Annotated in this window: 14 protein-coding genes; 9 read left to right on the top strand and 5 right to left on the bottom strand. The window is 44.2% G+C overall.

The features are described from left to right. Positions 1–207: 207 nt before the first annotated feature. A complete protein-coding gene (locus tag EKN56_RS02295) occupies positions 208–2,625 on the bottom strand; it encodes an SEL1-like repeat protein (RefSeq protein ID WP_130590324.1) in 2,418 nt (805 codons plus the stop codon). A gap of 230 nt (positions 2,626–2,855) precedes the next feature. Continuing rightward, complete coding sequence (locus tag EKN56_RS02290) at positions 2,856–3,302, bottom strand: YhbP family protein (RefSeq protein WP_246019942.1); 447 nt, start codon at positions 3,300–3,302, stop codon at positions 2,856–2,858. A gap of 110 nt (positions 3,303–3,412) precedes the next feature. Between EKN56_RS02290 and EKN56_RS02285 the strand changes: the two genes are divergently transcribed. Continuing rightward, on the top strand, positions 3,413–3,760 hold the full coding sequence (locus tag EKN56_RS02285; RefSeq protein WP_130593565.1) for a GIY-YIG nuclease family protein: 348 nt from the start codon (positions 3,413–3,415) through the stop codon (positions 3,758–3,760). Here EKN56_RS02285 and EKN56_RS02280 read toward each other — a convergent pair. Next, the gene (locus EKN56_RS02280) at positions 3,757–4,260 is read right to left on the bottom strand and encodes a GNAT family N-acetyltransferase (protein ID WP_130590323.1); all 504 of its coding nucleotides are present in this window, start codon (positions 4,258–4,260) and stop codon (positions 3,757–3,759) included. The two genes, EKN56_RS02285 and EKN56_RS02280, sit on opposite strands and share 4 nt — an antisense overlap. Next, positions 4,254–4,775 (bottom strand): ubiquinone anaerobic biosynthesis accessory factor UbiT, encoded by a 522-nt coding sequence (ubiT, locus tag EKN56_RS02275; RefSeq protein WP_130590322.1) that lies wholly within the window; start codon positions 4,773–4,775, stop codon positions 4,254–4,256. The genes EKN56_RS02280 and ubiT overlap by 7 nt, the downstream gene beginning before the upstream one ends. Before the next feature lie 308 nt (positions 4,776–5,083). Here ubiT and ubiU point away from each other — a divergent pair, with 308 nt between their 5' ends. The 3 genes from ubiU to EKN56_RS02260 all read left to right on the top strand — a co-directional run bounded on the left by ubiU (position 5,084) and on the right by EKN56_RS02260 (position 8,252). Further along, positions 5,084–6,079 carry a ubiquinone anaerobic biosynthesis protein UbiU gene (gene ubiU / locus EKN56_RS02270; protein WP_130590321.1) on the top strand — a complete coding sequence of 332 codons (996 nt, stop codon included), beginning with the start codon at positions 5,084–5,086 and terminating at the stop codon, positions 6,077–6,079. Positions 6,080–6,091: 12 nt separating this feature from the next. Further along, positions 6,092–6,973, top strand: coding sequence for a U32 family peptidase (locus EKN56_RS02265; protein WP_130590320.1), 882 nt, complete (start codon positions 6,092–6,094; stop codon positions 6,971–6,973). Positions 6,974–7,400: 427 nt separating this feature from the next. Next, positions 7,401–8,252, top strand: a complete 852-nt coding sequence (locus EKN56_RS02260; RefSeq protein ID WP_130590319.1) for an ergot alkaloid biosynthesis protein — start codon at positions 7,401–7,403, stop codon at positions 8,250–8,252. A 28-nt stretch (positions 8,253–8,280) separates the two neighbouring features. Here EKN56_RS02260 and EKN56_RS02255 read toward each other — a convergent pair whose 3' ends face one another. Then, the gene (locus tag EKN56_RS02255) at positions 8,281–10,002 is read right to left on the bottom strand and encodes a M14 family metallopeptidase (protein WP_130590318.1); all 1,722 of its coding nucleotides are present in this window, start codon (positions 10,000–10,002) and stop codon (positions 8,281–8,283) included. Between the two features lie 223 nt (positions 10,003–10,225). Here EKN56_RS02255 and EKN56_RS02250 point away from each other — a divergent pair, with 223 nt between their 5' ends. From EKN56_RS02250 to EKN56_RS02230, 5 genes are all read left to right on the top strand, one after another. Further along, entirely contained in the window at positions 10,226–10,777 is a 552-nt protein-coding gene (locus EKN56_RS02250) for a metal-dependent hydrolase (protein ID WP_130590317.1), read from the top strand. A 400-nt stretch (positions 10,778–11,177) separates the two neighbouring features. Beyond that, entirely contained in the window at positions 11,178–12,065 is an 888-nt protein-coding gene (gene cyoA / locus EKN56_RS02245; protein ID WP_130590316.1) for a ubiquinol oxidase subunit II, read from the top strand. A 3-nt stretch (positions 12,066–12,068) separates the two neighbouring features. Further along, a complete protein-coding gene (cyoB, locus tag EKN56_RS02240; RefSeq protein WP_130590315.1) occupies positions 12,069–14,063 on the top strand; it encodes a cytochrome o ubiquinol oxidase subunit I in 1,995 nt (664 codons plus the stop codon). Next, a complete protein-coding gene (locus tag EKN56_RS02235; protein ID WP_130590314.1) occupies positions 14,053–14,673 on the top strand; it encodes a cytochrome o ubiquinol oxidase subunit III in 621 nt (206 codons plus the stop codon). Before cyoB ends, EKN56_RS02235 begins: the two co-directional genes overlap by 11 nt. After that, a complete protein-coding gene (locus EKN56_RS02230; RefSeq protein ID WP_130590313.1) occupies positions 14,674–15,006 on the top strand; it encodes a cytochrome o ubiquinol oxidase subunit IV in 333 nt (110 codons plus the stop codon). Positions 15,007–15,008: the final 2 nt, after the last annotated feature.

The following is a 15,008-nucleotide window of genomic DNA, read 5'->3' as shown; positions in this document are numbered from 1 at the left end:
AAATGTCGGTATACCTCGCAATCTGTATACTTTTACGCTCTAACCATCTGTTTCATCGTCAATCTTTCAACGAGAAAACAATAGATCTGGTGAAACACCAGTGAATTAATTTCAACCAGCATATTCAAACCATAAGTTTAGGCGGCGCGAACGCCGCCCGGAGGGAATTTATTCTTTTTGCTCTCTCACTCTATTACTTTTTACTTTTTACTTTTTACTTTTTACTTTTGCATCTTCTCTTATTTTGACGCTTCGAACATATGCTCTATTAAAACCAGCTTCAGCGGCTTGATCATAGTATTCCAGAGCTTGACGCAGGTTTTTCTTAACGCCAACGCCAGTTTCACTCATTACCCCTAAAACATATAAAGATTCAACATCATTTTGCTCAGCAGCCGCCAAAATCCACTTACGCGCTAAAGTGGCATTGGATTTAATATCTCTTGGTATCTTTTTATCAAGCATACGCCCATCAGCAGGAATATATAATAACCCTACTTGTTTCTGAGCCAGCACATAACCACCTTCGGCAGCTTTAAACATCAAGTCGATAGATTTTTGGCGATCCAGAGGTTCACCTTTCCCAAGCATATACATACGGGCTTGAAGATAAAGCGCCTCAGGACGCAACTGAATAATTGGATGATTGAGCACTTTTCGACTTTCATCATAATAACCACATTCAAAATAGAACTGGCCCAATAACGTCTGTGCTGTGGCATCGCTATTTTGAGCTCTGCTTTCTATATCATCAGGTTCGTTAAGGCTGGCCTTTCTGAAACCATCCGCATAACAGTCATAGGAAGTTAGTTTACCGTCTTTATAATTCTTTCCGGTTTGTAAGCCATTGACAGGTCTATCATCAGCATAAAGTACTTCATTCGCTAATTCGCCTGTTGTTTTATCGTATCCTTTCTGTATACCTTGACGTTTTCCCTGCTTAAAAAAACTCTCGCTAACGAGATGATTAGTTTCTTCATCCCATTGATTCCATGGACCATCAAATTTGCCATCAAGATAAGACCTTTCCTCTCTTATCTTACCGGTTTTCGCATCGTACTTTTTATATGCCCCATGGTATTCGCCGTTTTGATAGTTTTCTTCTTTAATCAGATTGCCTGTTTCTGCATCCCAACGTTTACTGCTACCGTGCTGTTTACCCTTGGCGTAGTGCTCTTCTTTGATTAGTTTCCCTGTTACGCGATCCCACTCTTTCAGTACTCCGTCTATTTCACCATCCTTATATTCAGAAAGAAAATTCTTATTACCATCTTCGTACCATTCCTGATTGGATACCGCCAGTCCCTTTGAATAAGACGTTTCTGACTTCAACTTACCATTTTCATACCACGTCTTGAAATCACCATACTTTTCACTTTCGCCTTCAGAAGTCTGCCGCCATTGTTCTTGTTCACGGCGGTTACCATTGTCATACCAAGATTTATGCGACAAATTGAAGCTATCTTTATAGATACTTTCAGTGATGAGAGTCCCTTCCTCATTAAAATTCTGTTGTTTACCGTCCCGATAGCCTTCTTCGTTATTACGCGAGATACTCCTTAATTGCCCTGACTGATAATACGCTTTGGATTCACCAACGAGTTTCCCTCCAGCATAAAATGACTCCGTTTCTATTTTCCCGTCAGGAAAATAATCAACATATTTACCATCGTATTTACCATTCAGATAAGCATGTTCACGCTCTAATTGCCCATCGGGACCATAGTGATTACACTGCCCATCAGCCGCTACACCTTGATGAAAACGCATTTTACTCTCTATGTTACCGTTTTCATGGTAAGTACTAACCACACCATCAACCTTACCGTTTTTATAAATAGCTATCTGATATAGTTTTCCATCTGCAAAGTAATTTTTCGTTTCACCATCCAGCTTCCCTTCAGAATCAAAATTGTTCTGAGATTTTATTGTGCCTGACGGGTAGTAAACGGTAAATTTAGAAACAAACTGTAGAGAACTAAAGTCTTTAGTATTGGTATAACCTTCAAATGCCTTAATTTTCTTGGCATTATTCGATGAGATGCCATTTTGAGTTTTATCCTTATCTACATACCACCCAGTCATCTTCCATATATTATTTTGCTTATCGAAAATAAATGGTTTTTCCATAAAAAAGCTGGCATTTCTCTTAACGGTCCGATCAAATGATTCATCCAGCCAAATTATGTTCTTATTAGTAATATATTTTTTTCCGCAGATTGCACTAGTACAGGGTCGAATTTTAGTGATAAATTGCCGTTTTTGGGATCTTTTAGCTCTATCGCACGAGCCTATTGTTATCTCATAATACTCATCGTTCTTCGCGGCCTGAGCGATATTTGTTAAGTGACTAACGTAAACTTCATCCTTCATACCCAACGATTTCGCATTGACAGCTATAGTAGATTCACCGCATGGTGACTCGGTACGGAAGGTTATTTTCTCGGCTGCAATAAGTTTTACATCATTATCAACAAATGTCATGACACCACGTCCAACAGAAATATCTTCGATTTGTGATATGAATTTTATTGATTTTTTATCAGATGCAACTGCATTAGATAACATTGAAGCTAGCAATAAGCTGCACAGCAGGAATTTTTTCGTGTTTAACATCTCTGTCATAAAAATTAATCCATGTTATTTATTAAAGTAACTTTTTTTTTAATACATTTTCAATTCAAATCTTAGATAAAGAGCAGAATGAATCCTTTCCCATACCAGACATTCCAAATGGTAATAAAACGCATTAAAAAAAATAAATTTATAATAAACCAATTATAAAAACAAAAAATAACACATATAAAATGAATCCAACAAAAAAACACACACATTAATAGATAAATCAAACTAAATTACGCATTATCGCGCAGCCAGTAAAACTTTTTACCAAACCCAAGCTTATTGTCAGTCATTTTGATTTCATCAAAACTCAATCGCCACAAAGGTGCACTAGTTAGCCTGGCTACAGGAAAACGTTGAACATATTTTTCCCGTGCATTTTGCTCATCTTCTCCACTCAGCAAATGAAGCTGGCCGGTATATTGAATACCCTGAATTAAGGCAATGTTTTTTGTCTGAGCCGAAATAGTACCTGCTACCTGAGGGTTTACCAGTGCCTGTTTGCCGTGTCGGGTATGAGGTTCTGACATCAAAATTAGCCCCATACTTTCCATATCAAACAGATAAAAACAGCTGGCACACCACAACTCATCGGAACTCATGGTACATAAGCTAACAACATGATTTCTTTTCAGATAGCGACAAATGGCTTTCATGCTGTATTCAGGATCGGTTGTCATCAGATTCATATCCCACGATGAAAATAAAATTCTGCCGCCAAGTTAACACAAAGGGTAATTCTGAGCACCAGCAAAGCCGTGCGCTGCTTTCAGACGATAAAATTGATAATATGCATGCTGATTTAGCAACCGAAAATGGAACTGGTGTGAAACAGAGCGACTCCCTGGCAGAAAACCGTGACTGGCATTTGTATATCTTACGTACCGCTGATAATCGCCTGTACACCGGGATCACGACCTGCATCGAGCGTCGTTTTAAACAGCATCAATCCGGTAGCGGAGCTAAAGCGCTAAGAAATGCCGGAGAGCTGATACTGGTTTATCAGATTAAAACAGCCGGGCACTCCGAGGCATTAAAAATGGAATATCGAATAAAGCAGCTGACTAAAGCCAAAAAAGAAAAGCTGGTCAAAGACCAGCCTTCCATAGAGCAGTTAACTATGTTGTTGAATCATTAAAAGCGGTCAAAGGGTGCGGAGTACTCTACCAATCCGGAAACCCCTTGTAAGGACTCTTCAGCCAAAGGATAGATTTGGAAAGCAGAAACGGTATCCGGCCACTTGCAGTGTAAGCCATACCCGGCTGCGGTTTTAAAACCTAAAGCGCCGTAATAGGCTGGTTCACCTAATACCGCAACGGCGGCATAGCCGAATTCATTAAGCGCATCTAATCCTTCGTAAACTAATGCTTTACCTAAACCTTTGCCACGGTATTTTTCAGATACGGCTAATGGCGCTAAACCAACCCACTGACGATCTTCCCCATTAACCATCACCGGGCTAAATGCCGCATAGCCAACCACACCACCGTAATCATCAGTAGCCACAATGCCCAACGTAATCAAACCATCTTCACGCAGATGATTAACCAGTTCAGCTTCACCGTCACTGGCAAAAGCTTTGCGCAACAGCTTATTTATGCCTGCCGCATCAACGGGTATTTCAACACGAATTAACACGATGCCGGTGCGCGCGAATGCTCTTCGCCGCCCTCTTTTAAACCGGCTTCAACAAAATCAGCCAGCTGCTGTAATCCGATTCGCAGGGGAGTCGGCATATTTTCCAGTTCAATTGCATCCATCAGGTTTTTTACGTACAGGCCCAGTTCAGTATCACCTTCAATCACTAAACGGCGCTGGAAGAATAGTGTATCCGGGTCCTGTTTACGGGCTGCAATCAGAATCAAATCGTTAGCATCTCCGCTAAAACTGACATCTTCCTGCTGCTCATCACTCACCAACAATACGCCTTCGCGCACAGTAACAAACCAACGCAGGCCAAGATCGCGAACTTCAACTTTCAACCAGCGTTGTTCAAGAAAATCTAAATCACCTTCTGCCAATGCATGGCGAAATTGCCAACCCAATAGCTGTTGCAAAACCTGTTTCTGTAAAGCAAACGGGGTTAACTTTATTGGTAAACGTAGAAGGGAAGGTCCCTGACGAACCAAACGGGCTCTCAGTTGTTCAAACACGGGCTGACTCCTGCAAAAAATAATTAAGCTATTTTGCCACAATGAGACATGAGATCATCGAGTCAGGTCAAAAAATTATCAAATTATCTACTGCTAAATGCCATAACCTCAGAATGAAAATACTTTTCCCTACGGCTCCTGTACTTTGGGACACCATAATTAACTGACCAATCAGCAATAAGCTGCCTCAAATCAAAAATCGTTATCAAAAGGTTAATTACAATCAGCCAACAGATTCAGGTAACGACTTCAATAGGTTATTAAGCGCTTCGCTTTAATAACCTTCTTACTTTTTGCAGGACGATAAGATGGAACTGCTGTGCCCTGCCGGTAATTTACCGGCGTTGAAAGCAGCCGTAGATAACGGCGCTGATGCCGTCTATATTGGCTTTAAAGATGATACTAATGCCCGTCATTTTGCCGGTTTGAATTTTACCGATAAAAAACTTGAGGAAGCGGTAAGTTATGTTCATCGCCATCGGCGCAAACTGCATATCGCCATCAATACTTTCGCCCATCCGGACGGTTATAGCCGCTGGCAACGGGCAGTGGATCAGGCAGCGGATATTGGTGCCGACGCCTTAATTCTGGCAGACATTGCCATGCTGGAATATGCATCAGAACGTTACCCACATCTTGAACGTCATGTCTCGGTTCAGGCATCCGCAACCAATGAAGAGGCAATTCGTTTCTACCAACGAAATTTTGATGTTGCGCGGGTCGTTTTACCACGGGTACTTTCTATGCATCAGGTTAAACAGCTGGCCCGTACCAGTCCAGTACCGCTGGAGGTTTTTGCCTTTGGCAGCTTGTGCATTATGGCTGAAGGGCGCTGCTATCTCTCTTCTTATCTTACCGGCGAATCCCCTAATACCGTCGGTGCGTGTTCGCCAGCCCGTTTTGTGCGCTGGCAGCAAACGCCACAGGGTTTAGAGTCTCGCCTGAATGATGTGCTGATCGACCGTTATAAAGACGGTGAAAATGCCGGTTATCCAACCCTGTGCAAGGGGCGTTATCAGGTGGGAGATGAGCTGTATCACGCTCTGGAAGAGCCAACCAGTTTAAATACGCTGGAGCTGTTACCAGACTTGCTAGCCGCCAATATTGCCTCAGTAAAAATTGAAGGTCGTCAGCGCAGCCCTGCTTATGTCAGTCAGGTAGCAAAAGTGTGGCGCCAGGCGATCGATCGCTGTCTGGCGGATCCACAAAACTTCAGCGTAGAGAAATCCTGGATGGAAACGCTGGGCGCAATGTCCGAAGGTACCCAAACCACTCTGGGTGCTTATCACCGTAAATGGCAATAACAGGAGGCAACAATGAAATATTCTCTGGGGCCTCTGCTCTACTACTGGCCTAAAGACCAAACCGAAGCTTTCTATCATTCGGCAATGGAAAGCAGTGCCGATATTATCTATTTAGGTGAAGCAGTTTGCAGTAAACGTCGTGAAATGAAGGTTAATGACTGGTTGGATCTGGCGAAAACGCTGGCCCAATCAGGTAAACAGGTGGTGTTATCCACACTGGCACTTATTCAGGCACCATCAGAATTAACTGAGCTAAAACGCTATATCGAAAATGGTGAATTCCTGATTGAGGCCAACGATCTGGGTGCCGTCAATATGGCATCAGAACATGGATTACCCTATGTCGCTGGCCCGGCCCTTAACTGCTATAACGCCTATACCCTACGTTCACTGCACAAACAGGGAATGATTCGTTGGTGTATGCCGGTGGAGCTTTCCCGCGACTGGTTGTCTAATTTGCTAAATCAATGCGAAGAGTTAGGTATTCGCCGTCAATTTGAAGTGGAAGTATTCAGCTATGGTCATCTACCTTTGGCCTATTCAGCCCGTTGCTTTACCGCCCGTTCAGAAAACCGTCCCAAAGATGAGTGTGAGACCTGCTGCATTAACTACCCAACAGGCCGCAACGTTATCTCTCAGGAGAACCAACAGGTATTTGTGTTAAATGGCATTCAAACACAAAGTGGCTATTGCTATAACCTCGGTAATAATCTGAAAGAGATGGATGGACTGGTGGATATCGTGCGCCTGTCACCACAGGACCACGACACTCTGAAACTGATCACCCAATTTCGCAATAACGAACAAGGTCAGTCACCGCTGCAACTGCAAAATCAGGCAGACTGTAATGGCTACTGGAAGCGTATTGCCGGACTGGAGTTGGTGGAGGAATAAGAATCTTTCCGCTCAGGTCGATGACAAAGTCTGATAGTTTAGTGTGATGGCTTAAAACAGCTCATTGTCGGGAAGGCGGTGGTTGGGGCGACCTGGCGTCAGCCAGGATGAGCACTCAAGCTGAGTATATGGCCCTTCCGGCCGAGCACGATGATGATTTTTCTCATAGCTTTTACGGCCGGAATATCTACTGAAATTGAAACAGACAAATTTGCTATCACTCTGAAGTTGGATAGATTCAAATCCCCGTAAGGGTATAGTCGACATAAATATTAACGTATATCCCACTGTAACAGGGGCTACAGGGTCGATCTTTCCTGTTTTTATGCTATGTTCAAATTAACGCTGGCTTCGTGCCTACTCAGAGTTCCGATGCTTTACCAGGCCAATCACCGGCGATAAGTTCAGGTTACAGAGAGCGTTCATCATGACAAATCCTACCATTCTTATTACCGGCGGAACGGGTAAGACCGGCCGGCGTATTGCATCCCAGTTAAAAGATGCAGGACATTCCTGCGTCATTGCTTCACGTTCTGGTTCATCGATTTATGGCCATCAGGCAATACGTTTTGACTGGAGCAACAGGCTTAATCATGCTGATGTTCTACAGGGTATTGATGCGGTTTATCTGGTAGCGCCACCCAATGTGGCCGAACCACTGACGGTGATGCGTCCCTTTATTGACCTTGCACTTAAACAGGGTATTCGCCGCTTTGTACTACTCAGTGCCTCCCTGCTAGAGGAAGGCGGCCCCATGATTGGCACTGTGCACAGCTATCTGAAACAAAATGTACCTGAATGGGCAGTTTTGCGCCCCACCTGGTTTATGCAGAATTTTTCGGAGGAGTATCATATGTCCTCCATTCTGGATGAAAGCCGTATCTACTCCGCCACCTTTGATGGACGAGTTCCATTTGTTGATACCAGTGATATTGCAGCGGTTGCCTGTTCCGCACTGTTACGCCCTGATTCATTAAACCGGGATGTGGTTATTACTGGCCCTAAAGCGCTTTCCTATTGTGAGGTGGCAAAGATTATTAGTGCCGCAATTGGACTGAAAATAGACCATATCAAACTGACCGAGGGAGGGCTGGCTAAACGTTTTGTGGCTCAGGGAATGAATGAGAATTATGCGCGTGCACTGGCTTCTCTGGATACAATGATTGCAGGCGGTGCAGAAACCCGGCTAACCAATGAAGTTGAAATACTAACGGGCAGAACACCGAAAAATCTGGAAACCTTTGCCAGAGAAATGCGCAGAGTCTGGCTGTCAGATTAGTCCGGTGAAAATCTGCCCTGATATATTTTTATTCTACTAATACCAATGAGATATCAGCGCGTTCAGTTAAACGATAAAGCGGTAACACGGGCAATGCCACTTCGGCATTAGTGGCCTGAGTTTTCGCTTTGGTTTTGGCCTTTTTCTTTTCTGTTTTTACTTTCGGTAGACTAATAATGCCATTTGCCACAAAACTGCTTTGCGTTTCTGGCTCCAGCGCCGCTATGGCCAGATTTGCCAAAGGCTGATTTAGCGGAATGTAATAGTACCCGGCAGACAAATCCAGTTCCCGATCGTCTATTCGGGTAGTGACCTGAATCATCTGATTCCCTTTTTGCCCTATGCTGCCGGTAACATCCTTTTTGGTACTTTCGTTACGATCTGCCAGAGTATATTGCTGAACCTTAACTTTTTGAGGCTGAACAATTTGGTAAACCTCTATTCCTAATGCCTGAAGGTTCTGTACCGCTTTTTTCTCCGTTGGCGCCAATAAATAAGCATAAGGACGGGTGCGGGTAATCACCGGCATAATGCTTAATGCCGAGCGCCAGTCAGCATTCACTTTGATGCCATCGGCTGTTTTGGCATCAATCATAGAAATAGTCCGTTTTTCTGGCGTCATTTCGCCTTTAACAACGATAGCGCCCTGTCCGGCCTGAGTAGCAATATCGTGGCGAATCTCTTGCCCATTATTAAGCAAATCAGCACTATTTTTAGCGCTGACTTTAACCATAGTTTGCATGGCTAAAAACTGGGTATACACCCGACGGGCAAAGTGCGCTTTCCCTAAACCCACACCCCGGTTTTCCAGCAAAAATGAAACTGAATTGCGTAGCCCGGCAATATTGCGCAACGTATCGGCTTCAATGCCCCCCATTGACAATGTTTTATCCTGCTTATCTAACTTATCCGTGGTGTAGTACCAGGAGTGGCTTAATCCATTGGTTTCAAAGGTACTGACGATACCTTCACGAAACGGTTTATCCATCATCTTGGTTAGTCGCGCTGGCAAATTATTCGTGGTCGCCTGTTGCAGCATGGCGTCATAACGTTGCACCGCACCAAATTTTTCCACCCAGCGACCAGCAACGCTATATTCATGGCTGTCTAACACTACATCCGGCTGATACTGAATAAATACCTGTGCAATGGCACGACTTTCCGGCGTACTCAACAGTAAATGGTCACGATTTAAATTGATACCGTTTGCCAAATCGCGGCTGAAACTTTCGGCACCGTCCGGATTGGCTCTGGGCATAATTAATACGTTAACCCGGGTAAGTACATCCCCTTCTTTCCCCTCAGCCAGGCTTTTTGCATAGGCCAGTGCGGCTTCTCCCGGAGCTGGCTCATTGCCATGCTGTAAAGCAATAATCAGTACCGTCGGTTTGCCATTTTTCAGCAAAACTTCCGGTGACGCCGTTTGTGAGCCAGAAAATACCAGTAGTGAAATTGATTTTCCCTGTTGGGATAATCCAATCTGCTTCACCCGCAATGTACCGGATGTCTTACTCAGGTCATTAATAAATTTTTCCATCTCCTGCTGGGAGGTGAAATCAGTTTTATCTTTATCAAAGGCGGGTGTACCCAGTTCTATCAGGCTGGGGGCCGGAAACTGTTTTACGATAGCGGGAATTTCCTGATAGTCTTTAGTGGGATCGTATTTTGCTAAACTAACTGAAGGAAAAACTAACCCGGACAACACACAGGGAAGCAGTACGGATACAACCGTGCGAGAAAAGCACTTCATTGAACTCTCCAAAATACGCTATCGATTATCAGCCTTGCTGCCGGCATGATTTTTTCTGTATGCCAATGATAAATCGATTTATCACGAATGTGTTATACAACGCATAAAAAAAACCACACAAAGAAAATTAAATCACTTCATCTATGCTTCACATAAAACACTTATGCTGAATTTCATAACCTCAGTAACTTATGCTTGTAGCGAGCTTTTACAGGATGTTGATATGCCAACGATTGTCACCCATGCCGCAGTACCTATCTGTCTGGGTATTGGATTAGGATCGCGTAAAATACCACCGGCGTTATTGATAACCGGAATTGCCTTTTCAATGATACCCGATCTGGACGTACTGGCCTTCAAATTTGGCATAGCCTACGCCAATGCTTTTGGTCATCGGGGATTTACCCACTCTCTGCTGTTTGCTTTTGCTCTACCAACTTTGGCGCTGTTATTCAAAAATGCGTTTAAAGTAGGTTACCGACGAATTTGGGGATTTTTAACCGTTTCACTGTTATCTCATAGTGTGCTGGATTCATTAACTACGGGAGGGATGGGCGTTAGCTGGCTGTGGCCGTGGTCAGAAGAGCGTTTTTTTGCACCAGTTCAGGTGATCAAGGTTGCGCCATTCCAGCTGGCACAGTACCTGAAACCTAATGGTATCGCGGTTATTCAGTCAGAATTACTGTGGGTTTGGCTACCGGGTGTCGTTATAATGTTAGCCCTGATAGCATTAAGAAGAATAAATAACCACTCAATAGCCTCATCATCGGTATAAGCTATCCCTTTGATAGTCTTTATATTCTGTTTAAGCTAATTCTACTTTCTGGTGAATAATATCGTTATTCGCCAGACGAGTCGTTTTTTAACAAATTTAACACTTTGGGCATAATCTTTTAGTCTGTAATATAAAAAACTGCAATAAATAATATTTAACTATTTTTGATAGAAAATAACTAAATAACCCCCTTTAAAGCAGGGCTTTATTCCTGATTCTTTCGAAAAATCCGCATCATCCGCTCAATTAAACCACAACAAAATGATATCATTTGATGACAACGATTTAATGATATTTACATATTTGTAACTTTTCCATAAAATTGCCGCACACCCGGAACCAATTTTCATCGGTTCTCAATACCACAAAGCGCTTATGTACTTTGTCATGAGGTCGTTCAATGAGACTCAAACAATGCAATAAGTTTTCTAAAGTGCTAATGCTCGGCCTGGCAGCGTTGCTGCTCACCGGCTGTGACATGGCTCTGATGAATCCTAAAGGCCAGATCGGGATGGAACAGAAATCCCTGATCATTACGGCTACTCTTCTGATGTTGATCGTTGTTGTTCCCGTTATCATTATGACTTTTCTATTCGCATGGAAATACCGCGAATCGAACAAAGAGGCTAAATACACACCTAACTGGGCCCATTCCAATAAAATTGAAATGGTCGTTTGGGGCATTCCCTGCGTCATTATTCTGGTATTAGGTACGTTAACCTGGAAAAGTACTCACGCGCTTGACCCGCGTCAGACCATTCCAAGTGAAGCCCAAACGATTACCATTGAAGCAGTCTCCATGGATTGGAAATGGTTATTTATCTACCCTGACCTCGGTATTGCGTCGGTTAACGAACTCTCTTTCCCTGAGAACGTGCCGGTGAAATTTAAAATTACCTCCGATACCGTTATGAACTCTTTCTTTATTCCTCGTCTGGGCAGCCAGATTTACGCCATGGGCGGCATGCAGAATATTCTACATCTGGTCGCTAATGAAAAAGGCGTTTATCCGGGCATGTCGGCTAACTACAGCGGCAAAGGATTCTCCGGAATGAAGTTCAACGCTATTGTTACTTCTCAGGAAGACTTTGATAAATGGGTTGAAAAAGTTAAGCAATCCCCAAATCAACTTCAATGGGAAGATTACAATCAACTTGCTAAACCAAGCGAAAACAATGCTGTTGAGTATTTCTCAACGGTTAAGCCTGGTCTGTATCTCGATATTATTAATAAATATATGAAAATGGATACCAGCAAGCACTCACATCATTCTGGAGGCGAGGAATAAACGATGTTAGGAAAATTAACACTTGAAGCGATTCCTTACCATGAACCGATTATTATGGGTGCTGTTGGCCTGATTGTCGTCGGCGGAATTGCCTTACTTGCTCTGATTACCTGGGCAGGAAAATGGAAATGGCTGTGGAATGAATGGCTCACCAGCGTTGACCACAAAAAAATTGGTGTGATGTATATTCTGGTCGCCATGGTGATGTTACTACGCGGCTTCGCCGATGCCATCATGATGCGTACTCAGCTGGCGGTGGCAGCTGCCACCAGTGGGGAAGGTTTCCTCCCGCCTCATCACTATGACCAAATCTTTACCGCTCACGGCGTTATCATGATCTTCTTCATGGCTATGCCGTTTGTTATTGGTCTGATGAACATTGTGGTGCCACTGCAAATCGGTGCCCGCGATGTGGCATTCCCATTCCTGAACTCCCTGAGTTTCTGGCTGTTCGTTGCCGGTGTGGTGTTAATCAACATCTCTCTTGGCGTAGGCGAATTTGCACAAACCGGCTGGCTGGCTTATCCGCCACTCTCGGGTAAGGTGTATAATCCAGGGGTCGGGGTCGATTACTGGATATGGAGCTTACAGATATCCGGGGTCGGTACCTTGCTTACCGGGGTTAACTTCTTTGCCACCATTCTGAAGATGCGTGCCCCTGGCATGAAAATGATGCAAATGCCGGTTTTCACCTGGACTGCATTATGTGCCAACATCCTGATTATTGCGGCGTTCCCGATTCTGACCGCTACCATCGCGATGCTCACCCTTGACCGCTATCTGGATTTCCACTTCTTCACCAATGACCTTGGTGGTAACCAGATGATGTACGTCAACCTGATCTGGGCATGGGGTCACCCTGAAGTATATATTCTGATTCTGCCTTGTTTTGGTATCTTCTCCGAAGTCGTGGCAACCTTCAGTAAAAAACGTCTGTTCGGTTATACCTCGCTGGTATGGGCAACGGTTGCTATAACCCTGCTCTCCTTTATCGTTTGGTTGCACCACTTCTTTACCATGGGTGCGGGTGCCAACGTGAATGCCTTCTTTGGTATTGCCACTATGATTATCTCCATTCCTACCGGCGTGAAGATCTTCAACTGGCTGTTTACCATGTATCAGGGCCGTATTAAGTTCTCTACGCCAATCCTGTGGACGCTAGGCTTCCTGGTGACCTTTACCGTGGGTGGTATGACCGGGGTTCTGCTGGCAGTACCGGGTGCCAACATGGTACTGCACAATAGTCTGTTCCTGATTGCTCACTTCCATAACGTTATTATTGGCGGTGTGGTGTTTGGCTGTCTGGCTGGTTTTAACTACTGGTTCCCGAAAGCGTTTGGTTTCAAACTGAACGAAACTTTAGGTAAATACGCCTTCTGGTTCTGGATTATTGGCTTCTTCGTTGCCTTTATGCCGCTGTACATTCTGGGCTTTATGGGCATGACCCGCCGCCTGAACTACAGCCTGCAACCAGAGTGGACATCGCTTCTGGTGGTTGCTGCCTTCGGTGCGGTACTGATTGCCTTGGGTATTGCCTGTCAAATCCTGCAGTTACTGGTGAGTATCAAAGATCGTAAGAAAAATATGGACGTTACCGGCGACCCATGGGGCGGCCGTACGCTGGAGTGGGCAACTTCTTCTCCGGCACCGTTCTATAACTTCGCGCATCTTCCGGTGATTAAAGGTATTGATGCTTTCTCTGATATGAAAGATGACGGTACTGTCTATAAGCGCCCGGCGAGTTATGAGCCAATTCATATGCCAAGAAATACCGGCACCGGCGTCATCATTGCAGCCTTTAGCGTGGTGTTTGGTTTTGCCATGGTCTGGGAAATCTGGTGGATGGCTATCGTTGGTCTGATTGGTATGGCGGTGGTCTATATTGCCCATACCTTCAATGATGATACCGACTACTACGTACCTGTTGAAGAGATTGAGAAAATCGAAAATCAGCGTTTTGAACAATTAAGCCAGGCAGGGGTAAATCATGGCAACTGATACCTTGATCAATTCTCACGCTCACCTTGATGAGCATGAGCACCACGATCACGATAGTGGTGCCAAGACCGTATTCGGTTTTTGGATCTACCTGATGAGCGACTGTATTCTGTTCGCCTCAGTATTTGCTACCTATGCCGTACTGGCAACCGGAATTGCAGATGGCCCATCAGGCAAAGAGATTTTTGAACTGCCTTATGTTATCGGTGAAACAGCCCTGCTGTTATTAAGTAGCTTTACTTACGGTATGGCTATCATTTCGATGTACAAGGGTAATAAGAGTCAGGTTATTGGTTGGTTAGCCATCACTTTCCTGTTCGGCCTTGGCTTTATCGGCATGGAAATCAATGAATTTCATCTGCTGATCAGTGAAGGTTATGGCCCATCGCGCAGCGCCTTCTTATCAGGATTCTTTACTCTGGTTGGTACTCACGGACTGCACGTTACCCTGGGTCTGATCTGGATGGCAATCATGATGATTCAGGTATCGAAGAAGGGTTTAACGCCAAAAAATAATGCGCGTTTAATGTGCCTCAGCCTGTTCTGGCACTTCCTGGATGTTATCTGGATTTGCGTGTTTACCGTGGTTTATCTGATGGGGGCAATCTAAATGAAACATACCTCTGTAGACGCTTCCGGCGCCAGCCATGGCTCGGTTAAGTCTTATCTTATCGGGTTTGTGCTCTCAGTTATTCTGACGGCAATTCCTTTCTGGATGGTTATGACAGGAGCCGCAGCACCAGCAACTCTGGCTGTCGTTATCTCTCTGTTTGCCGTAGTCCAGATCGTGGTTCATTTGGTCTATTTCTTACATATGAACACAAAATCAGAGGGTGGCTGGAACTTTGTCGCCCTGGTATTCACCGGATTGATAATCGCCATCGTCGTTGTAGGTTCACTATGGATTATGTACAACCTTAATACCAACATGATGGTTCACTAAGA

This window comes from Limnobaculum zhutongyuii, assembly GCF_004295645.1.
GTDB classification, from domain to species: Bacteria; Pseudomonadota; Gammaproteobacteria; order Enterobacterales; family Enterobacteriaceae; genus Limnobaculum; species Limnobaculum zhutongyuii.
The sequence above is the reverse complement of the archived record's forward strand: the minus strand, read 5'-3'. Positions and strand labels throughout refer to the sequence as shown.